Consider the following 21,739-nt stretch of genomic DNA (forward strand, 5'->3'; position numbering starts at 1 on the left):
AAAGTGAAAGATAGAGTGGATCATATATTAAGAGCTGCCTTTGAACTGAAAGCATCCGATATCCATTTGACGGTTTCGGTACCGCCGGTCATGAGGATTCATGGTGAACTGAGACGATACGGTAAAGATATCCTTACTCCTGAGGATACGGAGGCAATGGCAAAATCGATTGTTCCCGATGGAATGTGGGCCCAATTCAAAGAAATGGGCGAGCTCGATTTTTCCTATTCGATTCCAAACGTTTCCCGGTTTCGTGTCAATGCTTTTAGGCAGCGGGGCAGTGTAGCGCTCGCGATTCGGACCATTCCAACTAAAATTCCAACGATTGAAGAGCTAAACATGCCTGAAATCCTCAAAAAAATCGTGGAAAAACCACAGGGAATGATCTTGGTAACCGGACCGACAGGAAGCGGGAAATCAACAACATTAGCTGCGATGATTAACCATATGAACCAAACGATGCGGGAACACATCATTACGCTTGAGGATCCAATCGAATTTCTGCACAAACACGGGAACTCGATTATTGATCAGCGTGAGGTTGGCTTCGATACGAAAAACTTTGCCAATGCCTTGCGGGCCGCGCTGCGTCAAGACCCGGATGCAATTCTTGTCGGTGAGATGCGTGATTTGGAGACAATCCAAATTGCGATTACAGCAGCGGAAACAGGGCACTTAGTATTTGGAACACTTCATACCTCAAGTGCACCTGCTTCAATTGAGCGGATTATCGACGTATTTGAGCCGGCCCATCAGCCGCAAATTCGTACTCAGCTGTCAACCGTACTGTTAGCGATTATTTCGCAACGATTGTTTAAAACAGCGGATGGAAAAGGGCGCAGGGCTGCACTGGAAATTCTTATCAATAATCCGGCGATCGGGAACCTGATTCGGAATGATAAAGTTCATCAAATTGAGTCTGTTATGCAAACGTCCAAGGCGCAAGGGATGACGACGCTTGAAGCTAGTATACAAGAGCTGGTGCGAACAGGTGCGATTACAAAAGAAGCAGCCCAGCCTTACTTAAAGGATCCGGTGATGTAAAATGGCGCGCTTTAAATACTCGGGGAGAGACCGAAAAGGAAAACGGACCGGCATGATTAATGCCGAATCGAAACGAGAAGCGATTGAAAAGCTCAGGGGCGACGGGATTCGCGTCCTTGAAATGACCGAGGTTGCTGAGACGGCATTAACAAAGGATATTTCGTTCGGCAGTCCGGTTAAGCTGCAACATTTAGTTATTTATTTGCGGCAATTTGCGACCTTAATCAAAGCGGGCGTAACGATCGTCGATGCAACCAGCATTCTTGCTGAGCAGACCGAAAGCAAGGTGCTGAAAAAAGCGTTATTGGATATCGAAAGTGAGCTGCGGATGGGAAGACCGTTCTCCGAAGCGGCTGAAAAGCACAAGAAAGTGTTTTCCTCGATGTTTATAAATCTCATCAAAGCCGGTGAGGCAGGAGGAAACATGGAGGATACTTTGGAGCGATTAGCAGTTTTCTTCGAAAAGCAGCATAACACCCGGCAAAAGGTAAAATCAGCGATGTCTTATCCGGTAGCAATTGCGATTATTGCGGTAGCTGTTGTGATCTTTTTATTAACATCCGTTGTGCCAACCTTTGTCTCGATGTTCGCCGATATGGGGGCAGAATTACCGGCTCTTACGAAATTTGTGCTAAACGCCAGTGAATTTATGCAGAAGTATTGGTGGCTCGTTATTTTGCTGATTGTCGGTATCATCTTTGGGTTTATTGGCCTGAAGCGAAATGATAAAACAAGATATTATTTAGATTATGCAATCTTAAAAATGCCTTTGTTTGGGAAGATGCAGCAAAAAGCTGCGTTAGCAAGGTTAACTAGAACGCTTAGTTCTTTATTTTCAAGTGGTGTTCCAATTTTGCAGGCTTTAGTAGTGGTGGAAAAGGTCGTAGAAAATGATGTAATTGGTCGAGTAGTCATTGCCTCAAGGGAAGAACTTGGTAAAGGGAATTCGTTAACGGGACCGATGCGTCAACACTGGGCTTTTCCACCCCTGATTACGCAAATGATCTTGATTGGCGAAACAACGGGATCATTGGATGCGATGCTTACGAAGGTAGCTGACTTTTATGAGAAGGAAGTAGAAAACAGCACGGACGCCCTAAAAGCGTTGATCGAACCGGTGATGATTGTTTTTTTAGCAGCAATTGTCGGGACGATCGTGTTATCGATCATGATGCCAATGTTTGATATGTTCCAACATGTTGATCAAATGTAGAAAGATGTAAAATATTCATTTTTTCTTTGTCGAACATTCGTGTATAATTATTTTTGTAACATAGAAAAAACAAAATAACTTTAAAGGGAGAGAGACAAATCATGTTGAAAAAGATTAAAAAACGTCTTAAGAATCAAAAAGGATTCACATTAATCGAACTTTTAGCAGTTATCGTTATTTTAGGGATTATTGCAGCGATTGCAATTCCTGCTATTTCTGGAATTATTGGGAATTCAAAGAAGGATGCACATATTGCTAATGCAGAACAAATGATTAGTGCTGCAAGAACTTCTATTGCGGCTAATGATCCTATTTGGAATACTGATAGCACTGTTACACTTGATGAACTAGAAAATACAGGCTATTTAGAGCCAGTGAAAAGCCCAGGCTCTGCTGATTATAGTAAATCTAAAAGTACTGTTACCAGATCTGAAGTTTCAACTGGTTCAGGTACCTACAACTATACCGTTCATTTAACAACTAGTGATACTGATGCAGCAGAAGGTTTGGTACTGGATGGAGATCCAAGTGATCCAACTGATGTTTCAAGAGATACAGTCGAAATTCGATAATATGTTGAAAGTAATAATATTGTTTTTTGCTTATGGTTCTACCCTAGGCTCCTTCTACAACGTAGTCGGTCTCCGGGTACCAGCCGGACAATCAATCGTGTCACCAGGCTCCGCTTGTCCGTCGTGTGGACATAAGCTAAAAGCCTGGGAACTAATACCTGTATTATCATATCTATTTCAAGGGGGGAAATGCCGCGTCTGTAAGACGGGCATTTCGCCCATTTATCCTATTATTGAGTTTTTCACAGGGGTTTTGTTTGCAACGGCTCCGCTCGTGATTGGCTGGAACAGTGAACTAATTGTGGCGTTGACCCTGATCTCGCTGTTCATCATTATTCTAGTATCAGATGTAGCCTATATGATTATCCCTGATAAAGTCTTACTGTTTTTCACAGGGCTTTTTTTATTAGAACGATTGTTTATTCCCCTTACCCCATGGTGGGATTCGTTACTGGGTGCAGGAATCGGTTTTTCGCTCCTGCTCGTCATTGCCATTGTGTCAAAAGGCGGCATGGGCGGTGGTGACATTAAACTATTCGCACTCATCGGGATGGTTGTGGGGGTCAAATTATTATTTTTATCATTTTTTTTATCGACCCTGTTCGGAGCAGTGTTTGGGCTCATTGGAATGGCGTTCAAGCTTGTTAAAAAAGGGAAGCCGATTCCGTTCGGTCCGTTTATTGCAGTAGGGACGATGATTTCCTATTACTTTGGGGATTATTTAATTCAAGCCTATCTCAATTTATTTTTTTCATAATAAAGGGGGTTTCATTATGGCACTACCCCTCCTCACAGTTAGCAGCAGGCCAATTGATATGATCATTAATGATCATAGTATCCGCTATATTGAAATGAAACCCGGTAATCCGCCCCTTCCACTTCGATGGGGGGAACGGTATTTACCTCCTGGTGTGGTGAAGGAAGGCAAAATTATTGATGCAAATACATTGTCGGTTATTCTTGATGAATGTATTGATATTTGGAAAATCCGTAGGCGGAAGGTCCGCTTCTTGGCGCCTGATCCTTATGTGACGATCCGTAAGATTACTATACCAACAGATGTCCTTGACAGTGAAATTACTGGCTATCTTTATTTAGAGATGGGCTCAACCATCCACTTGCCGTTTGAAGATCCTGTAATTGATTATCTTGCTCTTCCGGAAAAAGAGGATAAGCGGGAAATTCTCTTATTTGCTGCAAACCGGCAATATGTCATGCAGTTTTCTGATCTGTTTGCAGATTTAAAACTGAAACCAGAGGCAGCAGACCTATCTTCGTTAGCACTTTATCGTTTATATGATTTATTAAGAAAGAAGAAAGCGGAGGAGAAAATTCTCGTTCTTCAATTTGATTTAGATTTAGTCGTGATGAGTATTTTTGAAAATGAAATACCGTTTTTTATGCGTCACCACTATCTTCCTTACAACGAAAAAGATTGGGATATCTATATTGGACGCAGCGGCTTCCAACAGCTTTCCTTTATTGGGGACGAAGAGGAATTAAACGAGCATTTTACTGAAGCCTTTAAAGAAATCAATAAGCTCATAGAATTTTATCAATTTTCTCTGCACCAAGGAAAAAATGAAATTTCAAAAATTGTATTAGTTGGAGACCATCCATTGCTTGAAACGGTTCGCAATCAACTGCATACTCGATTTGAAATTGAAGTAGAAATACTAGATGTCAATAAGCTAGAAACAGAGAAAAATAAACCATTGCCAAGATCACATTATCTGGCCTTTGGACTAGCTTTAAAAGAGGTGTAGCCATGCTAGTTGAAATTAACCTGTTACCCAAAAAAGAACCGAAAAACATAGCCATTCTCGTGATCTTAATCAGTTCACTTTTCATTATACTGGTAGCAGGAATCGTCTTTTTTTGGCAGGGCACCAGCTATGAAAGTAAAATCACCAGTTTAAATAATCAGATTAAAACAACCCAGAAACTTGTCGAGGTGGAACAAGCTAAGCAAGCGAGTACAAGTCAAAGTACCGAATCGCTTGCCGTGCTTGAATCGGCCGTACAGTGGGCTAATGAAGAACCGTTAAAATCGGCCCCAATTTTAAAAAGAGTGATTGCGCTCTTACCACAACGTGGGTTCATTCAAACCATATCTTATGCAGAGGTTGGAACAATCAGCCTGACCGTTCAATTTGATACGAGTCGGGATGCTGCCTATTTTTACAAAACATTGCTAGATTCAAAATGGATTTCAGAAGCAAAACTATCATCTTTGGCTACCAATACTACTGAAAATAAAGAGTCAAGCGAGACGGACTCTAATAATACAACAAATGAAGAACAGTATATCCCGCGCTATACCGGTCAATATGAAATAAAGCTTAATCGTGATGTCATCAACCAGGAAGAACGATTAACGAATACTTCAGCAGGCGGGCAGGGAGGGAATGAGCTATGACCTTTCGCTTTACAAAAAAGGAAATTTTGATTCTAGTTCTTTCCCTATTGTTAACGGCAATACTTATTTTCGTGGGGTACACTTATTACCTGAACCCGAAACAAAAGGATGTCGAAACAAAAACGGCATCGCTCAAATCAGAACAGGATGTGCTTGCTGCGCTTCAACAAAAACAAACTGATAAAAGTTCGTTAACCGTTGAAAATATCGCAGTCCTGCAGCGTAAGGTTCCGGTTAAGGCGCAGCTGGAACAGCTTATTCTTGATTTAGAAAAAGCAGAGGTTGTATCGGGAACGGTCATAAAAAATATGACATTTGCCGAAGCAGATGTGGCCGCAGCCACTCCTCCACAAACAACTGAAACGAATCAAAGTAACAATGATGCGGCAAAAAGTGAAGAAAACGGAGAAGCTGATGAGCAGAACAACGCTCAGCAGGCAGAAGGAACTCAACAGACAGATCAAACTAATCAACAGGCAGACCAAACCGGGCAGACAGGCACCGCGCCCGTGGCGGCAACTCCACTGCCAGCAGGGATTAAAAAGCTTACGGTTACGCTTCAAGTAGAATCAGACAATTATGATGAGCTAAAAGCGTTTCTTGAAACGTTAGAAAATCTGCAGCGTGCTGTTGTGATTGAAACGGTTGGCTTTAGCGGCGGAGGGGAAGTAACAAATTTAGACTCTGAGAATAAGAAACTATCTTATTCCTTAACCATTTCAGCCTTTTATATGCCGGCACTGACAGATTTACAAGACAAGCTGCCGGAATTGGTGACACCGCCTCCAGCGAATAAAACGTATCCGTTTTCCTCCTTTCCAAACGTTACGGAATAATAAGGTATATCCAAATCAATACCAAAATCTAGTGAAAAATTTGGCGAAAGCATTCGATAACAAGACGACAAAAGTCTTGTTATTTTTTTTGTCCAATATGTTAGGATGAAACCAATTCACCGCATGCGTTAGGAGGGATACAGGTGGAAAAGCGGGAAACTGGGAAAACGATAACGATTAAAATCAACGGAAAACATCAGGCTTTCGAAGAATCTCGACAGAAATCAGACCGAAAAAAGAGCCCGTTAATAGATGATAGAGTTGAGGAATCTCCACTTGAAAGAGTTACGATAAACGGATCTCCCCTGCCGAATCTTCACGGAGAAGAGGCTGCCGGGGAAGAAAAAATAGACGACGATTTTGACTGGATTCTTCCAGAATCAGTAGTAGAGCCAGATTCAACAGAAAATAAACTAGGGGTCAAACCGAAAAAAGAAAATAAAAAATCAGCAAAAAAAGCGGGAATCGGAAAACTAAAAATGAACCGCGGTGTGTTTGCGACGATTTTTACGGCCGTTTTCTTAGCGGTATTACTCGGGACAAGCTTTGGATTTACTATGCTTAAGCTCGTTTTCATAGAAAAACCTGCAGAAATATCTCCAGCCAAGGAGACGTCAACTCAACCTCAAACGCAAAAAAATCCTGTGCAGAATCAAAGCGGTACACTCTCTTTAGTTTTGCCGGCCATCTCCACCTGGGTCGTACAAGAAGGAGCCTATACGAATAAAGAATCAGCCAAACAAATGGAAGCAACATTAAAGGAAAAGGGATTATCTGCTTCGGTATTCGAAACGAGTGAGCGTTCTTTCTTATTATTAAGTGTGGCGGATACAAAGGACCACGCCAAAGAGATCGGGGCAACATTAAAAGTTTCGATAGAAAATGAACCTTATCCAAAAGAAGTGAGTGTAGGAGGCAAGGAGATAACCGGTTTAAATGAACAAGAAAAAATGTTCCTTAGTCAATTACCGCTTCTTTTTGAATCGATGTCAAAAGCAGCGGCTGCAGATTCTCCATCACAAACACTTGTCAATAATGTGAATGAGCAATCAAAGAAGCTCGAAGCCACCGATGACATTCAAAACGAACGTATTAAAGCTATAATGAAGGACACTGAAGCAGCCGTAAAAAATATTAATGCTTATCATAAGTCCGGAGACAAAAAAGAGCTTACATCACTGCAACAGCATTTATTATCCATTTTGGCAGCCTATCAAGCTTTATGACAAAAATAAAAGAGTGGGAAAATGTCGAATATTTTCCGGGGAATAACTGATACTAGAGGAGTCTGTTCGGATGGTTACGGCAGGCTCCTTTTTTATGTTAAATTCAACTATTTGATTACTTTATTAGAATAAAAATTGTTTGCGGTAGCAAATTTTGGTACGATGAACTTGTATCTCCCCAATTTGAAGCAATGAAAGGTAGGATGAATTCATGCAACACCTCATTTTAGCCTCATCATCTCCACGGCGAAAAGAACTTCTTGAAAATCTTCATTTAACATTCGATATTTCCAGCAGTGAAGCAGATGAAAGCTTTATTCCAGGAACACTACCAGAAGAAATTGTCATGGACCTGGCAGAACGGAAGGCAAAGGATGTCGCCTCAAGAAATCAATCATCATTTGTGATTGGTGCAGACACGATCGTGTTTGCCAACGATCAAGTGCTTGGTAAACCAAAGGACGAAACGGAAGCTACCGAAATGCTGACAATGCTTTCAGGAACAACCCATTCGGTTTATACAGGTGTGACGATTGTGCATGATGAACAACTGGTTCGTTTTTATGAAAAAACAGATGTGACGTTTTGGAATTTAACAGAAACAGAAATAAAAGCCTATATTAGGAGTGGGGAGCCGTTTGATAAGGCGGGTGCCTACGGAATACAAGGCTTTGGCAGCATGCTGGTGAAGCAAATTTCCGGTGACTATTTTACTGTAGTCGGCCTCCCTGTATCAAAAACAGTTCGAGAACTGCAAAAGGCTGGGTATATTTTACCTTATTAAAATGCTCGGCCATATCGCCACATAATCGAGACTCGTAACATAGGCTCCCCGTTTGAAAGGGAGGAGTCCTATTGAAAACAGATTCACTAATGATTCGCGATTTTCCACAGGATGAGCGGCCGCGCGAACGGTTTATTCAACACGGGCCCACTAGTCTATCAAATCACGAGCTGCTAGCGATTATGCTCCGGACCGGCACGAAGAACGAATCAGTGCTGCAATTATCGAACCGATTGTTGACCCACTTTGAAGGATTAAGGCTATTGAAGGATGCAACATTAGAAGAGATCACCGCTATTAAGGGAATTGGATCAGCCAAAGCGATTCAAATTTTGGCAGCGGTGGAAATCGGCAGAAGAATTGCCAACTTGGTTCATGAGGATCGCTATGTGATTCGCTCACCAGAAGACGGTGCGAAGCTGATGATGAACGAAATGCGGTTTCTAACTCAGGAACACTTCGTTTGTCTTTATCTAAATACAAAAAACCAAGTGTTGCATAAACAAACGGTCTTTATTGGCAGTCTAAATGCCTCGATCGTTCATCCGCGCGAGGTATTTAAAGAAGCTCTGCGCCGCTCGGCCGCTTCGATCATAGCCGTGCATAATCATCCTTCCGGAGACCCTGCGCCAAGCCGCGAGGATATTGAGGTGACAAAGCGCCTCGCTGAATGTGGAAAAATAATTGGGATTGACCTCTTAGATCATCTGATAATTGGTGAAAATAAATATGTCAGCTTGAAGGAAAAAGGTTATTTATAGCACTATGATTTTGGGTATCGTTACGTTATAATATTATTTATGATTTTTTGACTCGAGTAGGCAGAAAATGAACATTATAACGAAAATCATATGCAAATATTCGTGAAATAGTTAAGCTTATCTTTACATTGCTTTTCAAAAGGGGAGATACAACCATGTTTGGATTTGGAACAAAGGATCTTGGGATTGATCTAGGAACTGCTAATACACTTGTTTATGTTAAAGGGAAAAGTATTGTGTTACGGGAGCCATCAGTTGTGGCCTTTCAAACTGATACGAAACAAATCGTCGCTGTCGGAAATGATGCAAAAAATATGATCGGACGTACACCTGGTAATGTTGTGGCGCTTCGCCCGATGAAGGATGGGGTCATTGCCGATTACGAAACAACTGCGACGATGATGAAATATTATATCCGTCAAGCGACAAAAAGTAAGGGGCTGTTTGCAGGGAAGCCGTACGTAATGGTTTGTGTACCATCAGGCATTACTGCTGTTGAGGAACGCGCTGTTATTGATGCGACTCGTCAGGCAGGAGCGCGTGATGCTTATACCATTGAAGAGCCGTTTGCGGCAGCAATTGGTGCTAATTTACCTGTTTGGGAACCGACAGGAAGCATGGTTGTTGATATCGGTGGAGGAACAACTGAAGTTGCGATTATCTCACTAGGTGGGATTGTCACAAGCCAATCGATTCGTGTTGCCGGCGATGAGATGGATGAAGCGATTATTCACTTCATTCGTAAAAATTACAACTTAATGATTGGGGAAAGAACGGCAGAAATTATTAAGATGGAAATCGGTTCAGCAGGAGATCCAGAAGGAATCGATAACATGGAAATTCGCGGTCGTGATTTGTTAACCGGTCTTCCTAAGACGATTGAAATTACCGCAGCGGAAATTTCAAAAGCCCTTCATGATACGGTTTACGCGATTGTCGATGCGGTTAAAGTAACCTTGGAGAAAACTCCGCCAGAACTTGCCGCTGATATTATGGATCGCGGAATCGTCTTAACGGGCGGTGGTGCATTACTTCGCAATTTGGACAAGGTTATTAGTGAAGAAACAAAAATGCCGGTTCTGATTGCTGAAAATCCACTCGATTGCGTAGCGATTGGAACAGGAAAAGCGCTCGATCACATTCATTTGTTTAAAAATAAAGCCAGAGATTCTAGATAAAAAATTGTTAGGCTGCGGTAATCATACTTTTTTAAAAAAATCGGAAATTCGACACGTATTTTAAAGAAGTAGACTACCGCAGTAAGATACTATAAAAGAGGTGTAGATCATGCCACAGTTTTTTCTAAATAAAAGACTGATTATCTTACTTGTCAGCATGATTATTCTCGTGGCATTGATTGGTTTTTCTTTAAGGGAGAGAAAGCAACTCACTTGGCCAGAGCAGTTCATGAAAGATACAACCGGATTTGTGCAATCCCTTGTTTCAAGGCCTGCCAATTATGTTGCTGGCTTCTTCGAGAACTTAAATGATTTACAGGATACATACCATGAAAACAAAGAATTAAAAAAACGAGTGGATCAAATCGCTCGCCTCGAAGCCGAGGTTCAATTGCTTGAGAAAGAAAATAAGCGTTTAAATGAAATTTTAGACAAAGAGGAAACTCTTCGAGATTATGAATCTACTCAAGCAACAGTCATTGCTCGGAACCCTGATCGCTGGCATGAACAAGTGATTATTAATAAAGGGAAAACAGATGGAATTACGAAAAACATGGCTGTTATTACTGCCAAAGGCTTAATTGGAAAAGTGAAAACGGTCAATCAATTCACATCGACGGTTCAATTATTAAGTGCCAATGATCCGAAAAATCGTATTTCCGCCGCCATTTTGGGGGGAGATGTCGAGATTTCTGGGCTTTTAATGGGCTATGATGAGAAAAAAGAGCTGTTATTAGTGAAACAAATCCCTGCTGATGCAAAGGTGAGCAAGGATCAGAGTGTCGTAACATCGGGCATGGGTGGTGTGTTTCCGCTTGGCCTGCCAATTGGTAAGGTTGTCGAAGTGGTGCCGGATGAATACGGGCTAACCCAAACAGCGTATGTTAAACCAGGCGCTGACTTTTATGATATTAAGCATGTGATCGTGATTGAAAGAGTGATTGCCCAGCCGCAAAGCTCTGATATGGCTGATGACAAGGGGGAGGAACTGTGAGAAGATTCCTTCTTCCGATTATTTTCACAGCCTGCTTTATTTTTGAAAGTATATTCCTAGAATTAATGCCATCTAAATTCTTTAGCCATGAACGAATTTTGGTCCCGCACTTATTAATCATTACGCTTTTTTTTCTAACCATATACGGCAGCAGAAACTTAGGGATTATCTACAGTTTTATATTCGGGCTCTTATTTGATGTCGTATACACTGAAATTATTGGGATTTATATTTTCATGTTTCCGTTAATTTCGTATATTGTTTCAAAGATCATGAAGGTGCTCCAAACTAACTTGCTGATTATGACAGTTGTAACTCTGTTTGGAATCACACTGTTAGAGTTTGGGGTTTATGAGATGAATTTCCTGATCCATAAGACAAGTATGGACTTTTCAAGTTTCAATCAATCTCGATTGCTTCCCACTCTTCTGTTAAATTTAGTTTTCACGATTATTGTCGCTTATCCATTAAAGAGACAATTTGAACAATTAGCGGACCAGTTGCGGAACGAATAAGCTTTGTTGGGAAAAATACAATCTTATCTGTGAGATTAAAAAGGATTTTTCATGTTCCTGTCGAATTCTTTTTCCATTGAGGTGAACATTCTACCATGAAAAAAACGCAAAACGTAACCATTAAAGGTACAAAAGACGGAATAACCCTGCATCTCGATGATTCATGCTCTTATCAAGAGCTTAAAAGAGAACTGGACCAGAAACTCTCTGCTAATTCTCGTCTAAATGAGGGGCAGCCGCTTATTTCCGTAAAGGTTCAAATGGGAAATCGATATTTAACAGAAGAACAGCATGAGGAAATCAAGGACCTTATTCGGCGCAAAAAAAACTTGGTCGTAGAAGAGATCGTCACGAATGTCATAACCATTGATGAAGCCCAAAGGCTGAAGGAAGAATCTGAGATCGTTTCTGTTTCCCGAATTATCCGTTCTGGACAAGTATTGGAGGTTCCAGGGGACTTATTATTGGTCGGCGATGTGAACCCTGGAGGAACCGTTAAAGCGGGCGGAAATATTTTTATTATGGGAACGTTAAAAGGAATCGCACATGCTGGCTGTTACGGTGATGAGCAAGCGGTTATTTCTGCTGCAGTCATGAAACCGTCACAACTTCGGATCAGTGAATTAATCAACAGAGCACCCGATTTAAGCTTAGATAATGAAGGAAAAGTTTTGGAATGTGCTTATATTGATGATAATCGACAAATTGTCGTTGATAGAATACAAGTTTTAATGCAACTAAGACCTAACTTAACAAGATTGGAAGGGGGACGCTAGAATGGGAGAAGCAATTGTCATAACTTCTGGAAAAGGCGGAGTTGGTAAAACAACAACCTCGGCGAACGTAGGAACTGCTTTAGCCTTACAAGGAAAACGTGTATGTTTAGTTGATACAGATATTGGTCTTCGAAATCTAGATGTTGTAATGGGGCTTGAAAATAGAATTATTTATGATTTGGTGGACGTTATTCAAGGAAGATGTAAAATTCACCAGGCCCTTGTTAAAGATAAACGATTTGATGACCTCCTCTATTTATTACCAGCAGCGCAAACTCTTGATAAGACTGCCGTTACTCCGGAACAAATGAAAAATTTAATCACTGAATTAAAGCAGGACTATGATTATATTATTATTGATTGTCCAGCCGGCATTGAACACGGTTATAAGAATGCAATCGCTGGAGCGGACAAGGCAATTGTTGTTACGACTCCTGAAGTTTCTGCTGTCCGGGATGCGGATCGTATTATTGGTTTATTAGAAAAAGAAGAAGGCATTGAATCACCTAAATTAGTCATCAATCGAATTCGGAATCATTTGATGAAAAATGGTGATATGCTTGATGTTGATGAGGTTACCACTCATTTGTCTGTTGATTTAATTGGAATCGTCGCGGATGATGATGAAGTCATTAAAGCTTCCAATCATGGTGAGCCGATTGCTCTAAATCCAAACAGTAAAGCATCGATTGCCTACCGTAATATAGCGAGAAGAATTTTAGGAGAGTCCATTCCACTTCAATCTCTTGAGGTTGATGAAAAGGGTGTTTTTTCAAAAATAAAGCGGTTCTTTGGTGCAAAATAATCCCCGCCTGTTTTCGAGTTTTATCGAAAACAGGCTTTTTATTTTTCTTGTACCCAGTTCAATGGCTAAAGTGTTCTCGTTATGATTTCGTAGTCATACTTATTTTGGACAACTCATACACTTGTACAAATTGTTTTTTTGAAATGGTGGGGAGAAAATGCGTTCCAGAGCGGATGACGTACGAAAAAGAATTGCAAATAGAAGGAAAGGCCGGGAAAAGCAGGTGGAACCTCTTCATAGCCGTTTGATTAATACTGATGAGGAAGAACGATATGGCTTTGACCAGCTCCCAAGCTATGAGATAGGGCCTGGTGAGGGGAATCATCCACTTTTTCGTAAGGAAGTTTTTTTATTTAAATTGTTAGCTGCAGCCTGTTTATTTTTAGGTCTAGCGATTTTATTTCGAAATGAAACTTCATCATTAGATTCAGCTCGAAATTTTGTCAAACAGTCACTGGATAAAGATTTTCAGTTTGCTGCCGTTTCCGATTGGTATGAGGGCAAATTTGGAAAACCGCTTGCTCTTTTTCCAGTACCGAACGGCGAAAGTAATAAAGCAGAGGAAGAGAACGGCCTCCATTATGCACTACCGGCTTCAGGTAAAATTTTAGAAGACTTTGAAGAAAGTGGTCAACGAGTGATGATTGAAACGGCAAAAGATGCTTCTGTCGAAGCGATGGGGGAAGGAATGGTCCGTTTTGTTGGTGAAAAAGAAGGCTTTGGAAAAACGGTTGTCATCCAACATGCGGATAAAAGTGAGTCCTGGTATGGAAACTTAAGCGATATCTCTGTTAACCTTTACGATTTTATTGAAAAAGGGAAACAGGTAGGGACCGTGACAAATAGCGATTCAAGTGAAAAAGGGTCTTTTTATTTTGCGATAAAAAAAGATGAAAACTTTATTGATCCGATTCAGGTGATCCAATTTGAATAAGCTCTCGATTTTATTAACGCAAGTGAAAATTCACCCGCTCCTGTGGCTTGTTATTGCACTGGCTGTTTTGACCGCACGCTTTCTGGAAGTGATAATTTTATTATCGATTATTTTGATTCATGAATTAGGACACGCAGCGGCAGCAACAATCTTTTCATGGCGGATCAAACACATTACTCTGCTGCCGTTTGGCGGGGTTGCAGAGATGGATGAGCACGGAAACCGTCCGTTAATAGAAGAGGCAATTGTCATTTTAGCAGGCCCTTTGCAGCATCTGTGGTTGATCGGGGGCGCTTTTTGTTTTTATCAACTTTCTTGGCTAAGTGGTGAGCATTTTTCCCTCTTCCTTTCCTATAATTTGATGATCCTGCTCTTTAATTTGCTGCCAATTTGGCCGCTGGATGGCGGAAAGCTTGTGTTTTTACTTTGGTCCTATCTTAAACCATTTCCTTCTGCGCACCGAATGACTATGTATACATCCTGTTTAAGCATGCTGCTGTTTACTTTATTTACGATTATTTATATGCCTAATAATCTGAACGTTTGGATCATCCTGGCATTTTTATTATTTTCGCTTTATTATGAATGGAAACAGCATCGTTTTGTATTTATGCGCTTTTTGTTGGAACGCTATTATGGGAAAAATAGTGATGTTCGTATGTTAAGACCGCTTAAGGTTGCGGAAGAAGAGCTGGTTGTTCATGTTCTCGAACGATTTTGCCGGGGCTGCAAGCATCCAATCATTATCGAAGAAAATGGTAAAGAAAAAGGAATCCTCGATGAAAATGAAATATTACATGCTATTTTTGCAGAAAAATTGTTAACGGCCAAAATTCGTGATTTACTATATTCATACTAATCGTACTAGCAAAAAAGAGAGGCCAGATTGTGAAAAAATTAATCATAAATTATTCGTTAAGAGAAAAACGTTTTGCCTTGTTGAATAGGGCAGTTGTCGAAAAGCTCGTGATTGAGCAGCCGCAGCAACAGTCTGCTGTCGGAAATATATATTTAGGGACGGTTACAAAAGTGCTTCCTGGAATGAATGCCGTCTTCGTTGATATTGGCGAGGATAAAAACGGTTTTCTCCATCGGGATAAACTGCCGTCCTTTGTCTGTTCCCAAGAATCAATCGCCACAAGGAAGTTGAAGTCTGTGTCCAGCTTTGTTTTCCAAGGGGAAAAGCTTCTTGTCCAAGTGGAAAAGGATGAAACAGGGGATAAGGGACCAAGACTGACAGGTCTGATTGAGCTGCACGGAGAATCTGTAATCTACGTTCCAAATGGTAATTCAGTATCTGTTTCCAAGAAAATAGCTGATGAAGCTGAACGGCAGCAATGGGAGAAGTTGGCCCGCGAGCTTAAGGCTGAGAAGGAAGGCTTTATCTTTCGAACTGCGATTGCGGGTCAAGCAAAGGAAACGGTCATAACTCAGATTGAACAGCTAAGAATGGAGTATCACCATCTTGTCAAAGCTGCAGAATTGCAAAAAAAGCCAGGGCTGATTAGGAAAAACAACTCCTTTTTCGAACTTATCAAGGATGAATGCGGATCGCATCAATCACTTGAGGTTTTCGTTGATCATTTAGAACTCAAACAACAGCTCGAAGCAATCGAGATTCCTAATGCAAAGATTACATATTATCAAGGAAAAGAGAATATCTTTTCTGCTCATCATATTGAGCATGAAACGGAGCAAGCCTTACTAAGAAAAGTAAAGCTTAGCAATGGAGCTTACTTGGTTATTGATCAAACAGAAGCACTGACCGTGATTGATGTAAATACTGGAAAGTTCTCCGGGAAAAACAAGCTTGCTGAAACCGTTCTGCAAACCAATCTTTTAGCAGCAGTTGAAGTGGTAAAACAACTGCGGTTACGGGATATTGGCGGCATTATCTTGATTGATTTTATCGATATGAAAAGCGAACAGGACCGAAAGCAGCTGTTAAAAACATTAGAAAAAGAGATTAGTGTGGATGAAAAACAAACAAAGTTACTTGGTTTTTCAGCGCTTGGGATTGTTCAACTGACAAGAAAAAGGACGAAGCAAGCGATTTCGGAAGCATTGATGGTGGAATGTCCCGTTTGTGCTGGTGCAGGAAGGGTTTTGAGTCCGGAGACGATGGCATTTCGCCTTGAGCGCGAGCTTTGGGAGCACCGAAATACAGATCATGATGCCGTTTGGATTGAAGCTACAGAGGATGTCAGAACGGTTTTTTCAGGGGAAAAGGATGTTCATCTTAACCGTCTTCAAGAAATGTTAGGTATTAAAATCTTTCTTACTGTTAAAGAGTGGGCGAAGCCATTCTACGAGATTCGGCAATTTGGGACTGTCAGAGATTTAGAGGCTAGAATCAAGTAATTGTACACTTAAACTAGTCACACTTTTGATTGACACCCCTAGGCAAATTATGATAGTATTTTCATGTTATGTTTATAGCAAACCGCACATTTCAGGTAGTAAGCTTTTGCATTTAGATGCAAAACGCCTGTCTATGGCGAGTCCCCAATTTTAAGGAGGTGCAGTTCATGTACGCAATTATCGAAACTGGCGGTAAGCAAGTAAAGGTAGAAGCTGGTCAAGCTATCTACATCGAAAAGCTTAACGCAGAAGCAGGCGAAACAGTTACTTTTGATAAAGTTCTTTTCGTAGGCGGAGAAAATGTAAAAGTAGGAAGCCCACTAGTTGCTGGCGCTACTGTTACAGCTAAAGTTGAGAAAAATGGCCGCGGTAAGAAAATCATCGTTTTCAAATACAAAGCGAAGAAAAACAACCGCAAAAAGCAAGGTCATCGTCAACCATACACTAAAGTTGTGATCGAAGCAATCAACGCGTAAGGTTTGATTTAGATGATTAACATTACGATTAATCGTACTGAAACCGGAAATATTCATTCTTTTGTTATTAGTGGTCATGCCTTTTTTGCTGACCGGGGCAAGGATATTGTCTGTGCAGGCGCATCCGTTGTATCGGTTGGGACAATTAATGCAGTGCATGCCCTTTTAGGTGTCACTCCAGAAATTGAACAAGGAGACGGCTTTCTCCGCTGTGTTATACCGGAAGAACTTCCGGAGGACGTTAATGAGAAAGTTCAACTTCTTCTCGAAGGTATGGTTATTTCTTTACAATCGATTGAGGAAGAGTACGGAAAGCACATAAAAATTACCTTCAACCAGTAGGAGGTGGAATTCATGTTATTAAAATTAGATCTTCAGTTGTTCGCATCTAAAAAGGGAGTAGGTTCTACAAAGAACGGACGTGACTCTCATGCTAAGCGCCTTGGTGCTAAGCGTGCAGATGGCCAATTCGTTACTGGTGGTTCTATCCTTTACCGTCAACGTGGTACTAAGATTTATCCAGGTACAAACGTTGGCCGCGGCGGTGATGACACTCTATTCGCGAAAGTTGACGGCGTTGTTAAATTTGAGCGCGTAGGACGTGACCGTAAGCAAGTGAGCGTATATCCTGCAGCACAAGAAGCGTAAGCTTTTATTCGAAAACTCTAACCATTCGAGTGGTTAGGGTTTTCTTTTTTAGGGACGGTTTTTGTGTTTGCATGCTTGATGTTTGGTGCCCTGGGTTAGGATTGATTAGAATTTAGGTCATTAAGTGGAGGTTAGTGCCCTGATTTGTGAAGGTATGCAGAATTTAGGTCACTAAAAGGTGGATTAGTGCCCTAATTTATGATTCATTGCAGAATTCAGGTCACTAAAAGGTGGATTAGTACCCTAATTTATGATTCATCGCAGAATTCAGGTCACTATCTAATAGCGGCTAACACATTGCGCCCCGAATGAACTTTTTTTTGAGGATCCGGTCACTTAACCCCTAAAAATAGCACTCCATATAACTTAGTTGAATGCCCCCGTTTACTAAATTTTTCATTTTTTGCTTACGGTTTGTCGGTTTTTTGATATACTATCAGCAAGCAGTTTTCAACAATAAAATGCTGTGTGGGAGTGCATGTATGAGAAAAGAATGGAATACAGTCGATATTTTGCGCCATGCACGGCACGACTGGTTAAATAAAATCCAATTAATTAAAGGCAATCTTGATTTAAATAAAACCGATCGGGTTAAACAATTAATTGAAGAGATCGTTATCGAAGCCCAACAGGAAGCAAAATTATCGAATTTAAAACTTCCTCTTTTTGCCGCTTTGATTTTAACAGCAAACTGGGAAGCCCATCCCTTTCAACTTGAATATGAAGTCATAAATGATCCGAAAGTAGTAAACATAAATGATACACTTCTAGCTGACTGGACAAAATCTTTTTTCACATCATTACATACTGCAATCGATACTTTCGGTGATAATCATCTTTCTGTCTCAATCGAAACGCAAAAAAATGGAATTCGTTTCTTTTTTGATTTTAGCGGAATAATAAAGGATAATGACGTATTACAACAGTTTCTAGACTTTAATTTTTCTGAGCAGCTAACGGTTAAAGTATTAGAATTCTCTCAACAGGAACTCGCAATAGAGGTTTTTATGCCATTAAGCTAACAGGTATGAAAAGAGCGATTCTCGTCTTGAAAGAAAATGTATGAAACAAATAACAGACGGGAGGAACAGGAATGTTCGTCGATCAGGTAAAAATTTATGTAAAAGGTGGAGACGGCGGAAATGGAATGGTTGCATTCCGCCGTGAAAAGTATGTCCCAAAAGGTGGTCCTGCTGGTGGAGATGGCGGAAAGGGTGCCGATGTTATTTTTGAGGTAGAAGAAGGATTGCGCACACTGATGGATTTCCGTTATCAGCGCCATTTTAAAGCACCTCGCGGAGAACATGGGATGAGCAAAAATATGCACGGTAGAAACGCTCAAGATCTTATCGTTAAGGTCCCGCCCGGCACGGTTGTGTCTGATGAGGATACAAAGGAAGTCATTGCTGACTTAACCATGCATGGTCAAAGGGCAGTCATTGCTAAAGGCGGCCGAGGTGGAAGAGGGAACTCACGATTTGCAACTCCTGCCAATCCAGCACCGGAACTCTCCGAAAATGGTGAGCCAGGTCAGGAACGCAATATCATGATGGAACTGAAGCTATTAGCCGATGTAGGGTTAGTTGGTTTTCCAAGTGTCGGAAAGTCAACCCTTCTATCCGTTGTTTCCTCGGCTAGACCAAAGATTGCTGAATACCATTTCACAACAATCGTTCCTAATTTAGGCATGGTTGAAACGGCTGATGGGAGAAGCTTTGTATTGGCAGATTTACCGGGACTAATCGAAGGGGCCCATTCTGGTGTCGGTCTAGGGCATCAGTTTTTACGACATATTGAAAGAACACGGGTAATCGTTCATGTTATCGATATGGCAGCTACAGAAGGTCGAGATCCATACGAGGATTATTTAACGATTAATAAGGAATTGGCTCAATACAATTTACGGTTAACAGAACGTCCGCAAATTATTGTAGCGAATAAAATGGACATGCCGGATGCTGAAGAAAACTTGAAAGTATTCAAGGAAAAGCTGACGGAGGAATACCCAATATTCCCAATCTCCGCTCTAACTAAAAAAGGATTGCGAGATTTATTGTTTGCCATCGCTGATAAACTTGAAGAAACACCTGAATTCCCACTTACAGATGAAAAAGAGGAAGAAACAGGTCTTCATCGCGTCGTATACAAACACGAGGCCGAGCAAGAGGAATTCTTTATTACCCGTGAACCGGACGGAAGCTTTGTCATATCCGGGGAAAAAGTAGAGAGATTATTTAAGATGACTGATTTCTCACGGGATGAGTCAGTTCGTAGATTTTCTCGCCAGCTTCGCAGCATGGGTATTGACGAGGCGCTCAGGGCAAAGGGTGCAAAAGATGGAGACACCGTTAAGTTAATGAACTATGAATTCGAGTTTATTGAATAGACCTTTGCAAGACGGGGTGGAGAAATGAGACATGATAAATTCGACAAAAAATTTTATTTAGTTCGTGAGGACGTTTTGCCTGAAGCGATGAAGAAAACGCTTGAGGCAAAAGAAATGATTGAACGCGGCAAAGCCGAGTCTGTTTGGGATGCAGTAAATAAAGTGGATCTCTCCAGAAGCGCTTTTTATAAGTATCGAGATACGGTATTTCCCTTCCATACTATTGTAAAAGAAAGATTGATTACGCTTTTTTTTCAATTGGAGGATCGCTCGGGAACACTGTCACAGCTGTTAGGTGTAGTCGCATTCTCAGGCTGTAATGTTCTGACGATTCATCAGACCATACCGATTCAGGGAAGGGCAAACGTTACACTTTCATTAAATGTTGCACAAATGGGGATAGAAATTGATGAGCTGCTTACGAAACTAAAGCGGCTTGAGTTTGTCGAAAAAGTTGAGGTGTTAGGATCCGGCCTATAAAAACAAATACCGGATTGTCACCTGATTATTTTTTAGAGGGTAGGGAGAAATTGTGAAGGTAGGTTATTTGGGTCCGCGGGCGACCTTTACTGACGTGGCGGTTCGTAAAATGTTTCCTGAGTATACAGGAGTCCCGTATTTAACAATACCAGCATGTATGGATGCTGTTGAAGATGGCGAAGTGGATCTTGCTGTTGTTCCAATTGAGAATACCTTGGAAGGATCCGTTAATATTACCCTGGATTATTTAGTTCATGAGGTAGACCTCCCGATTCTTGGTGAGATTACCGTGCCAATTCGTCAGCATTTTATGGTTCATCCGAACAATGCGGAAAATTGGACAGAGACTGACCGAATTATGAGTCATTCTCATGCTATTGCCCAGTGTCACAAATTTTTGCATACTCAGTTTAAAGGTGTTTTTTGTGAGAATACAACATCAACAGCTGCCGCTGCCCAGTATATTAATGAGCATCCGGAAATAAAGGCAGCAGCAATTGCCAATGAATTAGCGGCAAAGGAATTTGGTCTAACGATTGTGAAGTCGGATATTCATGATGCTGATTTTAATCATACCCGGTTTATTATTTTGGCTAAAAAGCCATTTTCATTGCCGGAGGAGCATCCGTATTTCCATAACTATAAGACAACGTTAATGGTTACACTCCCATCCGATCATCCGGGTGTCTTGCATACTGTCTTATCGGCATTTGCATGGCGCCGGCTTAATTTATCAAAAATTGAGTCGCGCCCATCAAAGACAGGACTCGGTAATTATTTCTTCATTATTGATATTGAAATGAAAATGGATGAAGTGATGATTCCAGGCGCCATGGCCGAGTTAGAGGCTGTTGGCTGCGGTGTTAACTTATTAGGAAGTTATCCTTCCTATCATGTGGAATAGGTGAGTAGGGGTTCGTCTTGAGGCGGACCTCTTTTTTGTTTAGTGGAAGTGGATGCGAATTTTATGATTGTGCCCTAAATGTAGCAAAAAGAGAGTTAGCGGGAACGATCAGAGCGTGATTGTGCCCGAAATGTAGCAAAAAGAGAGGTAGAGGGAACGATCAGAGCCTGAATGTGCCCGCAACAAAGAAAAAAGGGTGTTAGAGGGAACGATCAGAGCCTGAATGTGCCCGTAACAAAGAAAAAAGGGTGTTAGAGGGAACGATCAGAGCCTGAACGTGCCCGCAACATGGAAAAAAGAGAGGTAGAGGGAACGATCAGAGCCTGAATGTGCCCGCAACAAAGAAAAAAGAGAGGTGGAGGGAACGATCAGAGCCTGAATGTGCCCGCAACAAAGAAAAAAGGGAGGTAGAGGGAACGATCAGAGC

The 21,739-nt window shown here is 41.2% G+C and carries 25 protein-coding genes; all 25 read left to right on the plus strand.

All coding sequences use genetic code 11. From position 1 onward, the window contains the following. Positions 1-3 precede the first annotated feature (3 nt). The 25 genes from ACI48O_RS08290 to pheA all read left to right on the plus strand — a co-directional run bounded on the left by ACI48O_RS08290 (position 4) and on the right by pheA (position 21,312). On the plus strand, positions 4-1,044 hold the full coding sequence (locus ACI48O_RS08290) for a type IV pilus twitching motility protein PilT (RefSeq protein ID WP_435561270.1): 1,041 nt from the start codon (positions 4-6) through the stop codon (positions 1,042-1,044). A gap of 1 nt (position 1,045) precedes the next feature. Beyond that, a complete protein-coding gene (locus ACI48O_RS08295) occupies positions 1,046-2,257 on the plus strand; it encodes a type II secretion system F family protein (protein WP_435561271.1) in 1,212 nt (403 codons plus the stop codon). 101 nt (positions 2,258-2,358) lie between these two features. Then, positions 2,359-2,829 (plus strand): prepilin-type N-terminal cleavage/methylation domain-containing protein, encoded by a 471-nt coding sequence (locus ACI48O_RS08300; protein ID WP_435561272.1) that lies wholly within the window; start codon positions 2,359-2,361, stop codon positions 2,827-2,829. A 1-nt stretch (position 2,830) separates the two neighbouring features. Beyond that, the gene (locus ACI48O_RS08305) at positions 2,831-3,586 is read left to right on the plus strand and encodes a prepilin peptidase (RefSeq protein WP_435561340.1); all 756 of its coding nucleotides are present in this window, start codon (positions 2,831-2,833) and stop codon (positions 3,584-3,586) included. Positions 3,587-3,602: 16 nt separating this feature from the next. Then, positions 3,603-4,595, plus strand: coding sequence for a type IV pilus biogenesis protein PilM (gene pilM / locus ACI48O_RS08310; protein WP_435561273.1), 993 nt, complete (start codon positions 3,603-3,605; stop codon positions 4,593-4,595). 2 nt (positions 4,596-4,597) lie between these two features. Next, positions 4,598-5,248 (plus strand): fimbrial protein, encoded by a 651-nt coding sequence (locus tag ACI48O_RS08315; protein WP_435561275.1) that lies wholly within the window; start codon positions 4,598-4,600, stop codon positions 5,246-5,248. Beyond that, positions 5,245-6,084, plus strand: a complete 840-nt coding sequence (locus ACI48O_RS08320) for a hypothetical protein (RefSeq protein WP_435561276.1) — start codon at positions 5,245-5,247, stop codon at positions 6,082-6,084. The genes ACI48O_RS08315 and ACI48O_RS08320 overlap by 4 nt, the downstream gene beginning before the upstream one ends. A 143-nt stretch (positions 6,085-6,227) precedes the next feature. Beyond that, a complete protein-coding gene (locus tag ACI48O_RS08325; protein WP_435561277.1) occupies positions 6,228-7,310 on the plus strand; it encodes an SPOR domain-containing protein in 1,083 nt (360 codons plus the stop codon). 211 nt (positions 7,311-7,521) lie between these two features. Beyond that, positions 7,522-8,094 (plus strand): Maf family protein, encoded by a 573-nt coding sequence (locus ACI48O_RS08330; protein WP_435561279.1) that lies wholly within the window; start codon positions 7,522-7,524, stop codon positions 8,092-8,094. Positions 8,095-8,165: 71 nt separating this feature from the next. Next, positions 8,166-8,855 carry a RadC family protein gene (gene radC, locus ACI48O_RS08335; RefSeq protein WP_435561280.1) on the plus strand — a complete coding sequence of 230 codons (690 nt, stop codon included), beginning with the start codon at positions 8,166-8,168 and terminating at the stop codon, positions 8,853-8,855. A 155-nt stretch (positions 8,856-9,010) separates the two neighbouring features. Beyond that, positions 9,011-10,033, plus strand: a complete 1,023-nt coding sequence (locus ACI48O_RS08340; RefSeq protein WP_435561282.1) for a rod shape-determining protein — start codon at positions 9,011-9,013, stop codon at positions 10,031-10,033. A gap of 109 nt (positions 10,034-10,142) precedes the next feature. Then, on the plus strand, positions 10,143-11,027 hold the full coding sequence (mreC, locus tag ACI48O_RS08345; protein ID WP_435561283.1) for a rod shape-determining protein MreC: 885 nt from the start codon (positions 10,143-10,145) through the stop codon (positions 11,025-11,027). Continuing rightward, on the plus strand, positions 11,024-11,542 hold the full coding sequence (mreD, locus tag ACI48O_RS08350; protein WP_435561284.1) for a rod shape-determining protein MreD: 519 nt from the start codon (positions 11,024-11,026) through the stop codon (positions 11,540-11,542). The genes mreC and mreD overlap by 4 nt, the downstream gene beginning before the upstream one ends. Positions 11,543-11,637: 95 nt before the next feature. Next, positions 11,638-12,318, plus strand: a complete 681-nt coding sequence (gene minC, locus ACI48O_RS08355) for a septum site-determining protein MinC (RefSeq protein WP_435561285.1) — start codon at positions 11,638-11,640, stop codon at positions 12,316-12,318. A gap of 1 nt (position 12,319) precedes the next feature. Further along, positions 12,320-13,123 carry a septum site-determining protein MinD gene (gene minD, locus ACI48O_RS08360; RefSeq protein ID WP_435561286.1) on the plus strand — a complete coding sequence of 268 codons (804 nt, stop codon included), beginning with the start codon at positions 12,320-12,322 and terminating at the stop codon, positions 13,121-13,123. Positions 13,124-13,280: 157 nt separating this feature from the next. Continuing rightward, complete coding sequence (locus ACI48O_RS08365) at positions 13,281-14,057, plus strand: peptidoglycan DD-metalloendopeptidase family protein (protein WP_435561287.1); 777 nt, start codon at positions 13,281-13,283, stop codon at positions 14,055-14,057. Beyond that, positions 14,050-14,916, plus strand: a complete 867-nt coding sequence (locus tag ACI48O_RS08370) for a site-2 protease family protein (protein WP_435561288.1) — start codon at positions 14,050-14,052, stop codon at positions 14,914-14,916. Before ACI48O_RS08365 ends, ACI48O_RS08370 begins: the two co-directional genes overlap by 8 nt. 29 nt (positions 14,917-14,945) lie before the next feature. After that, complete coding sequence (locus ACI48O_RS08375) at positions 14,946-16,418, plus strand: Rne/Rng family ribonuclease (RefSeq protein WP_435561290.1); 1,473 nt, start codon at positions 14,946-14,948, stop codon at positions 16,416-16,418. A 167-nt stretch (positions 16,419-16,585) separates the two neighbouring features. Next, positions 16,586-16,894, plus strand: coding sequence for a 50S ribosomal protein L21 (gene rplU / locus ACI48O_RS08380; RefSeq protein WP_435561291.1), 309 nt, complete (start codon positions 16,586-16,588; stop codon positions 16,892-16,894). Positions 16,895-16,906: 12 nt separating this feature from the next. Then, entirely contained in the window at positions 16,907-17,236 is a 330-nt protein-coding gene (locus tag ACI48O_RS08385) for a ribosomal-processing cysteine protease Prp (RefSeq protein ID WP_435561292.1), read from the plus strand. Between the two features lie 12 nt (positions 17,237-17,248). Next, positions 17,249-17,542 (plus strand): 50S ribosomal protein L27, encoded by a 294-nt coding sequence (rpmA, locus tag ACI48O_RS08390; RefSeq protein WP_435561294.1) that lies wholly within the window; start codon positions 17,249-17,251, stop codon positions 17,540-17,542. Between the two features lie 482 nt (positions 17,543-18,024). Beyond that, a complete protein-coding gene (locus ACI48O_RS08395; protein WP_435561295.1) occupies positions 18,025-18,564 on the plus strand; it encodes a Spo0B C-terminal domain-containing protein in 540 nt (179 codons plus the stop codon). Between the two features lie 71 nt (positions 18,565-18,635). After that, positions 18,636-19,928, plus strand: a complete 1,293-nt coding sequence (gene obgE / locus ACI48O_RS08400; protein WP_435561297.1) for a GTPase ObgE — start codon at positions 18,636-18,638, stop codon at positions 19,926-19,928. Positions 19,929-19,952: 24 nt separating this feature from the next. Continuing rightward, a complete protein-coding gene (locus ACI48O_RS08405; protein WP_435561298.1) occupies positions 19,953-20,408 on the plus strand; it encodes an ACT domain-containing protein in 456 nt (151 codons plus the stop codon). Positions 20,409-20,460: 52 nt separating this feature from the next. After that, positions 20,461-21,312, plus strand: a complete 852-nt coding sequence (gene pheA / locus ACI48O_RS08410; protein WP_435561300.1) for a prephenate dehydratase — start codon at positions 20,461-20,463, stop codon at positions 21,310-21,312. Positions 21,313-21,739: the final 427 nt, after the last annotated feature.

Origin of the sequence: Neobacillus terrisolis (assembly GCF_051233475.1) — a bacterium.
Taxonomy (GTDB): domain Bacteria; phylum Bacillota; class Bacilli; order Bacillales; family Cytobacillaceae; genus Bacillus_BU.

Excerpts from the sequence above, each read along its gene's own strand:
- minC (WP_435561285.1), top strand. The coding sequence starts at position 11,638 with ATGAAAAAAACGCAAAACGTAACCATTAAAGGTACAAAAGACGGAATA.
- ACI48O_RS08340 (WP_435561282.1), top strand. The coding sequence starts at position 9,011 with ATGTTTGGATTTGGAACAAAGGATCTTGGGATTGATCTAGGAACTGCT.
- ACI48O_RS08385 (WP_435561292.1), top strand. The coding sequence starts at position 16,907 with ATGATTAACATTACGATTAATCGTACTGAAACCGGAAATATTCATTCT.
- ACI48O_RS08395 (WP_435561295.1), top strand. The coding sequence starts at position 18,025 with ATGAGAAAAGAATGGAATACAGTCGATATTTTGCGCCATGCACGGCAC.
- mreC (WP_435561283.1), top strand. The coding sequence starts at position 10,143 with ATGCCACAGTTTTTTCTAAATAAAAGACTGATTATCTTACTTGTCAGC.
- rpmA (WP_435561294.1), top strand. The coding sequence starts at position 17,249 with ATGTTATTAAAATTAGATCTTCAGTTGTTCGCATCTAAAAAGGGAGTA.
- ACI48O_RS08365 (WP_435561287.1), top strand. The coding sequence starts at position 13,281 with ATGCGTTCCAGAGCGGATGACGTACGAAAAAGAATTGCAAATAGAAGG.
- ACI48O_RS08305 (WP_435561340.1), top strand. The coding sequence starts at position 2,831 with ATGTTGAAAGTAATAATATTGTTTTTTGCTTATGGTTCTACCCTAGGC.
- minD (WP_435561286.1), top strand. The coding sequence starts at position 12,320 with ATGGGAGAAGCAATTGTCATAACTTCTGGAAAAGGCGGAGTTGGTAAA.
- ACI48O_RS08295 (WP_435561271.1), top strand. The coding sequence starts at position 1,046 with ATGGCGCGCTTTAAATACTCGGGGAGAGACCGAAAAGGAAAACGGACC.
- ACI48O_RS08315 (WP_435561275.1), top strand. The coding sequence starts at position 4,598 with ATGCTAGTTGAAATTAACCTGTTACCCAAAAAAGAACCGAAAAACATA.
- ACI48O_RS08320 (WP_435561276.1), top strand. The coding sequence starts at position 5,245 with ATGACCTTTCGCTTTACAAAAAAGGAAATTTTGATTCTAGTTCTTTCC.
- ACI48O_RS08300 (WP_435561272.1), top strand. The coding sequence starts at position 2,359 with ATGTTGAAAAAGATTAAAAAACGTCTTAAGAATCAAAAAGGATTCACA.
- obgE (WP_435561297.1), top strand. The coding sequence starts at position 18,636 with ATGTTCGTCGATCAGGTAAAAATTTATGTAAAAGGTGGAGACGGCGGA.
- rplU (WP_435561291.1), top strand. The coding sequence starts at position 16,586 with ATGTACGCAATTATCGAAACTGGCGGTAAGCAAGTAAAGGTAGAAGCT.
- ACI48O_RS08330 (WP_435561279.1), top strand. The coding sequence starts at position 7,522 with ATGCAACACCTCATTTTAGCCTCATCATCTCCACGGCGAAAAGAACTT.
- ACI48O_RS08405 (WP_435561298.1), top strand. The coding sequence starts at position 19,953 with ATGAGACATGATAAATTCGACAAAAAATTTTATTTAGTTCGTGAGGAC.
- pilM (WP_435561273.1), top strand. The coding sequence starts at position 3,603 with ATGGCACTACCCCTCCTCACAGTTAGCAGCAGGCCAATTGATATGATC.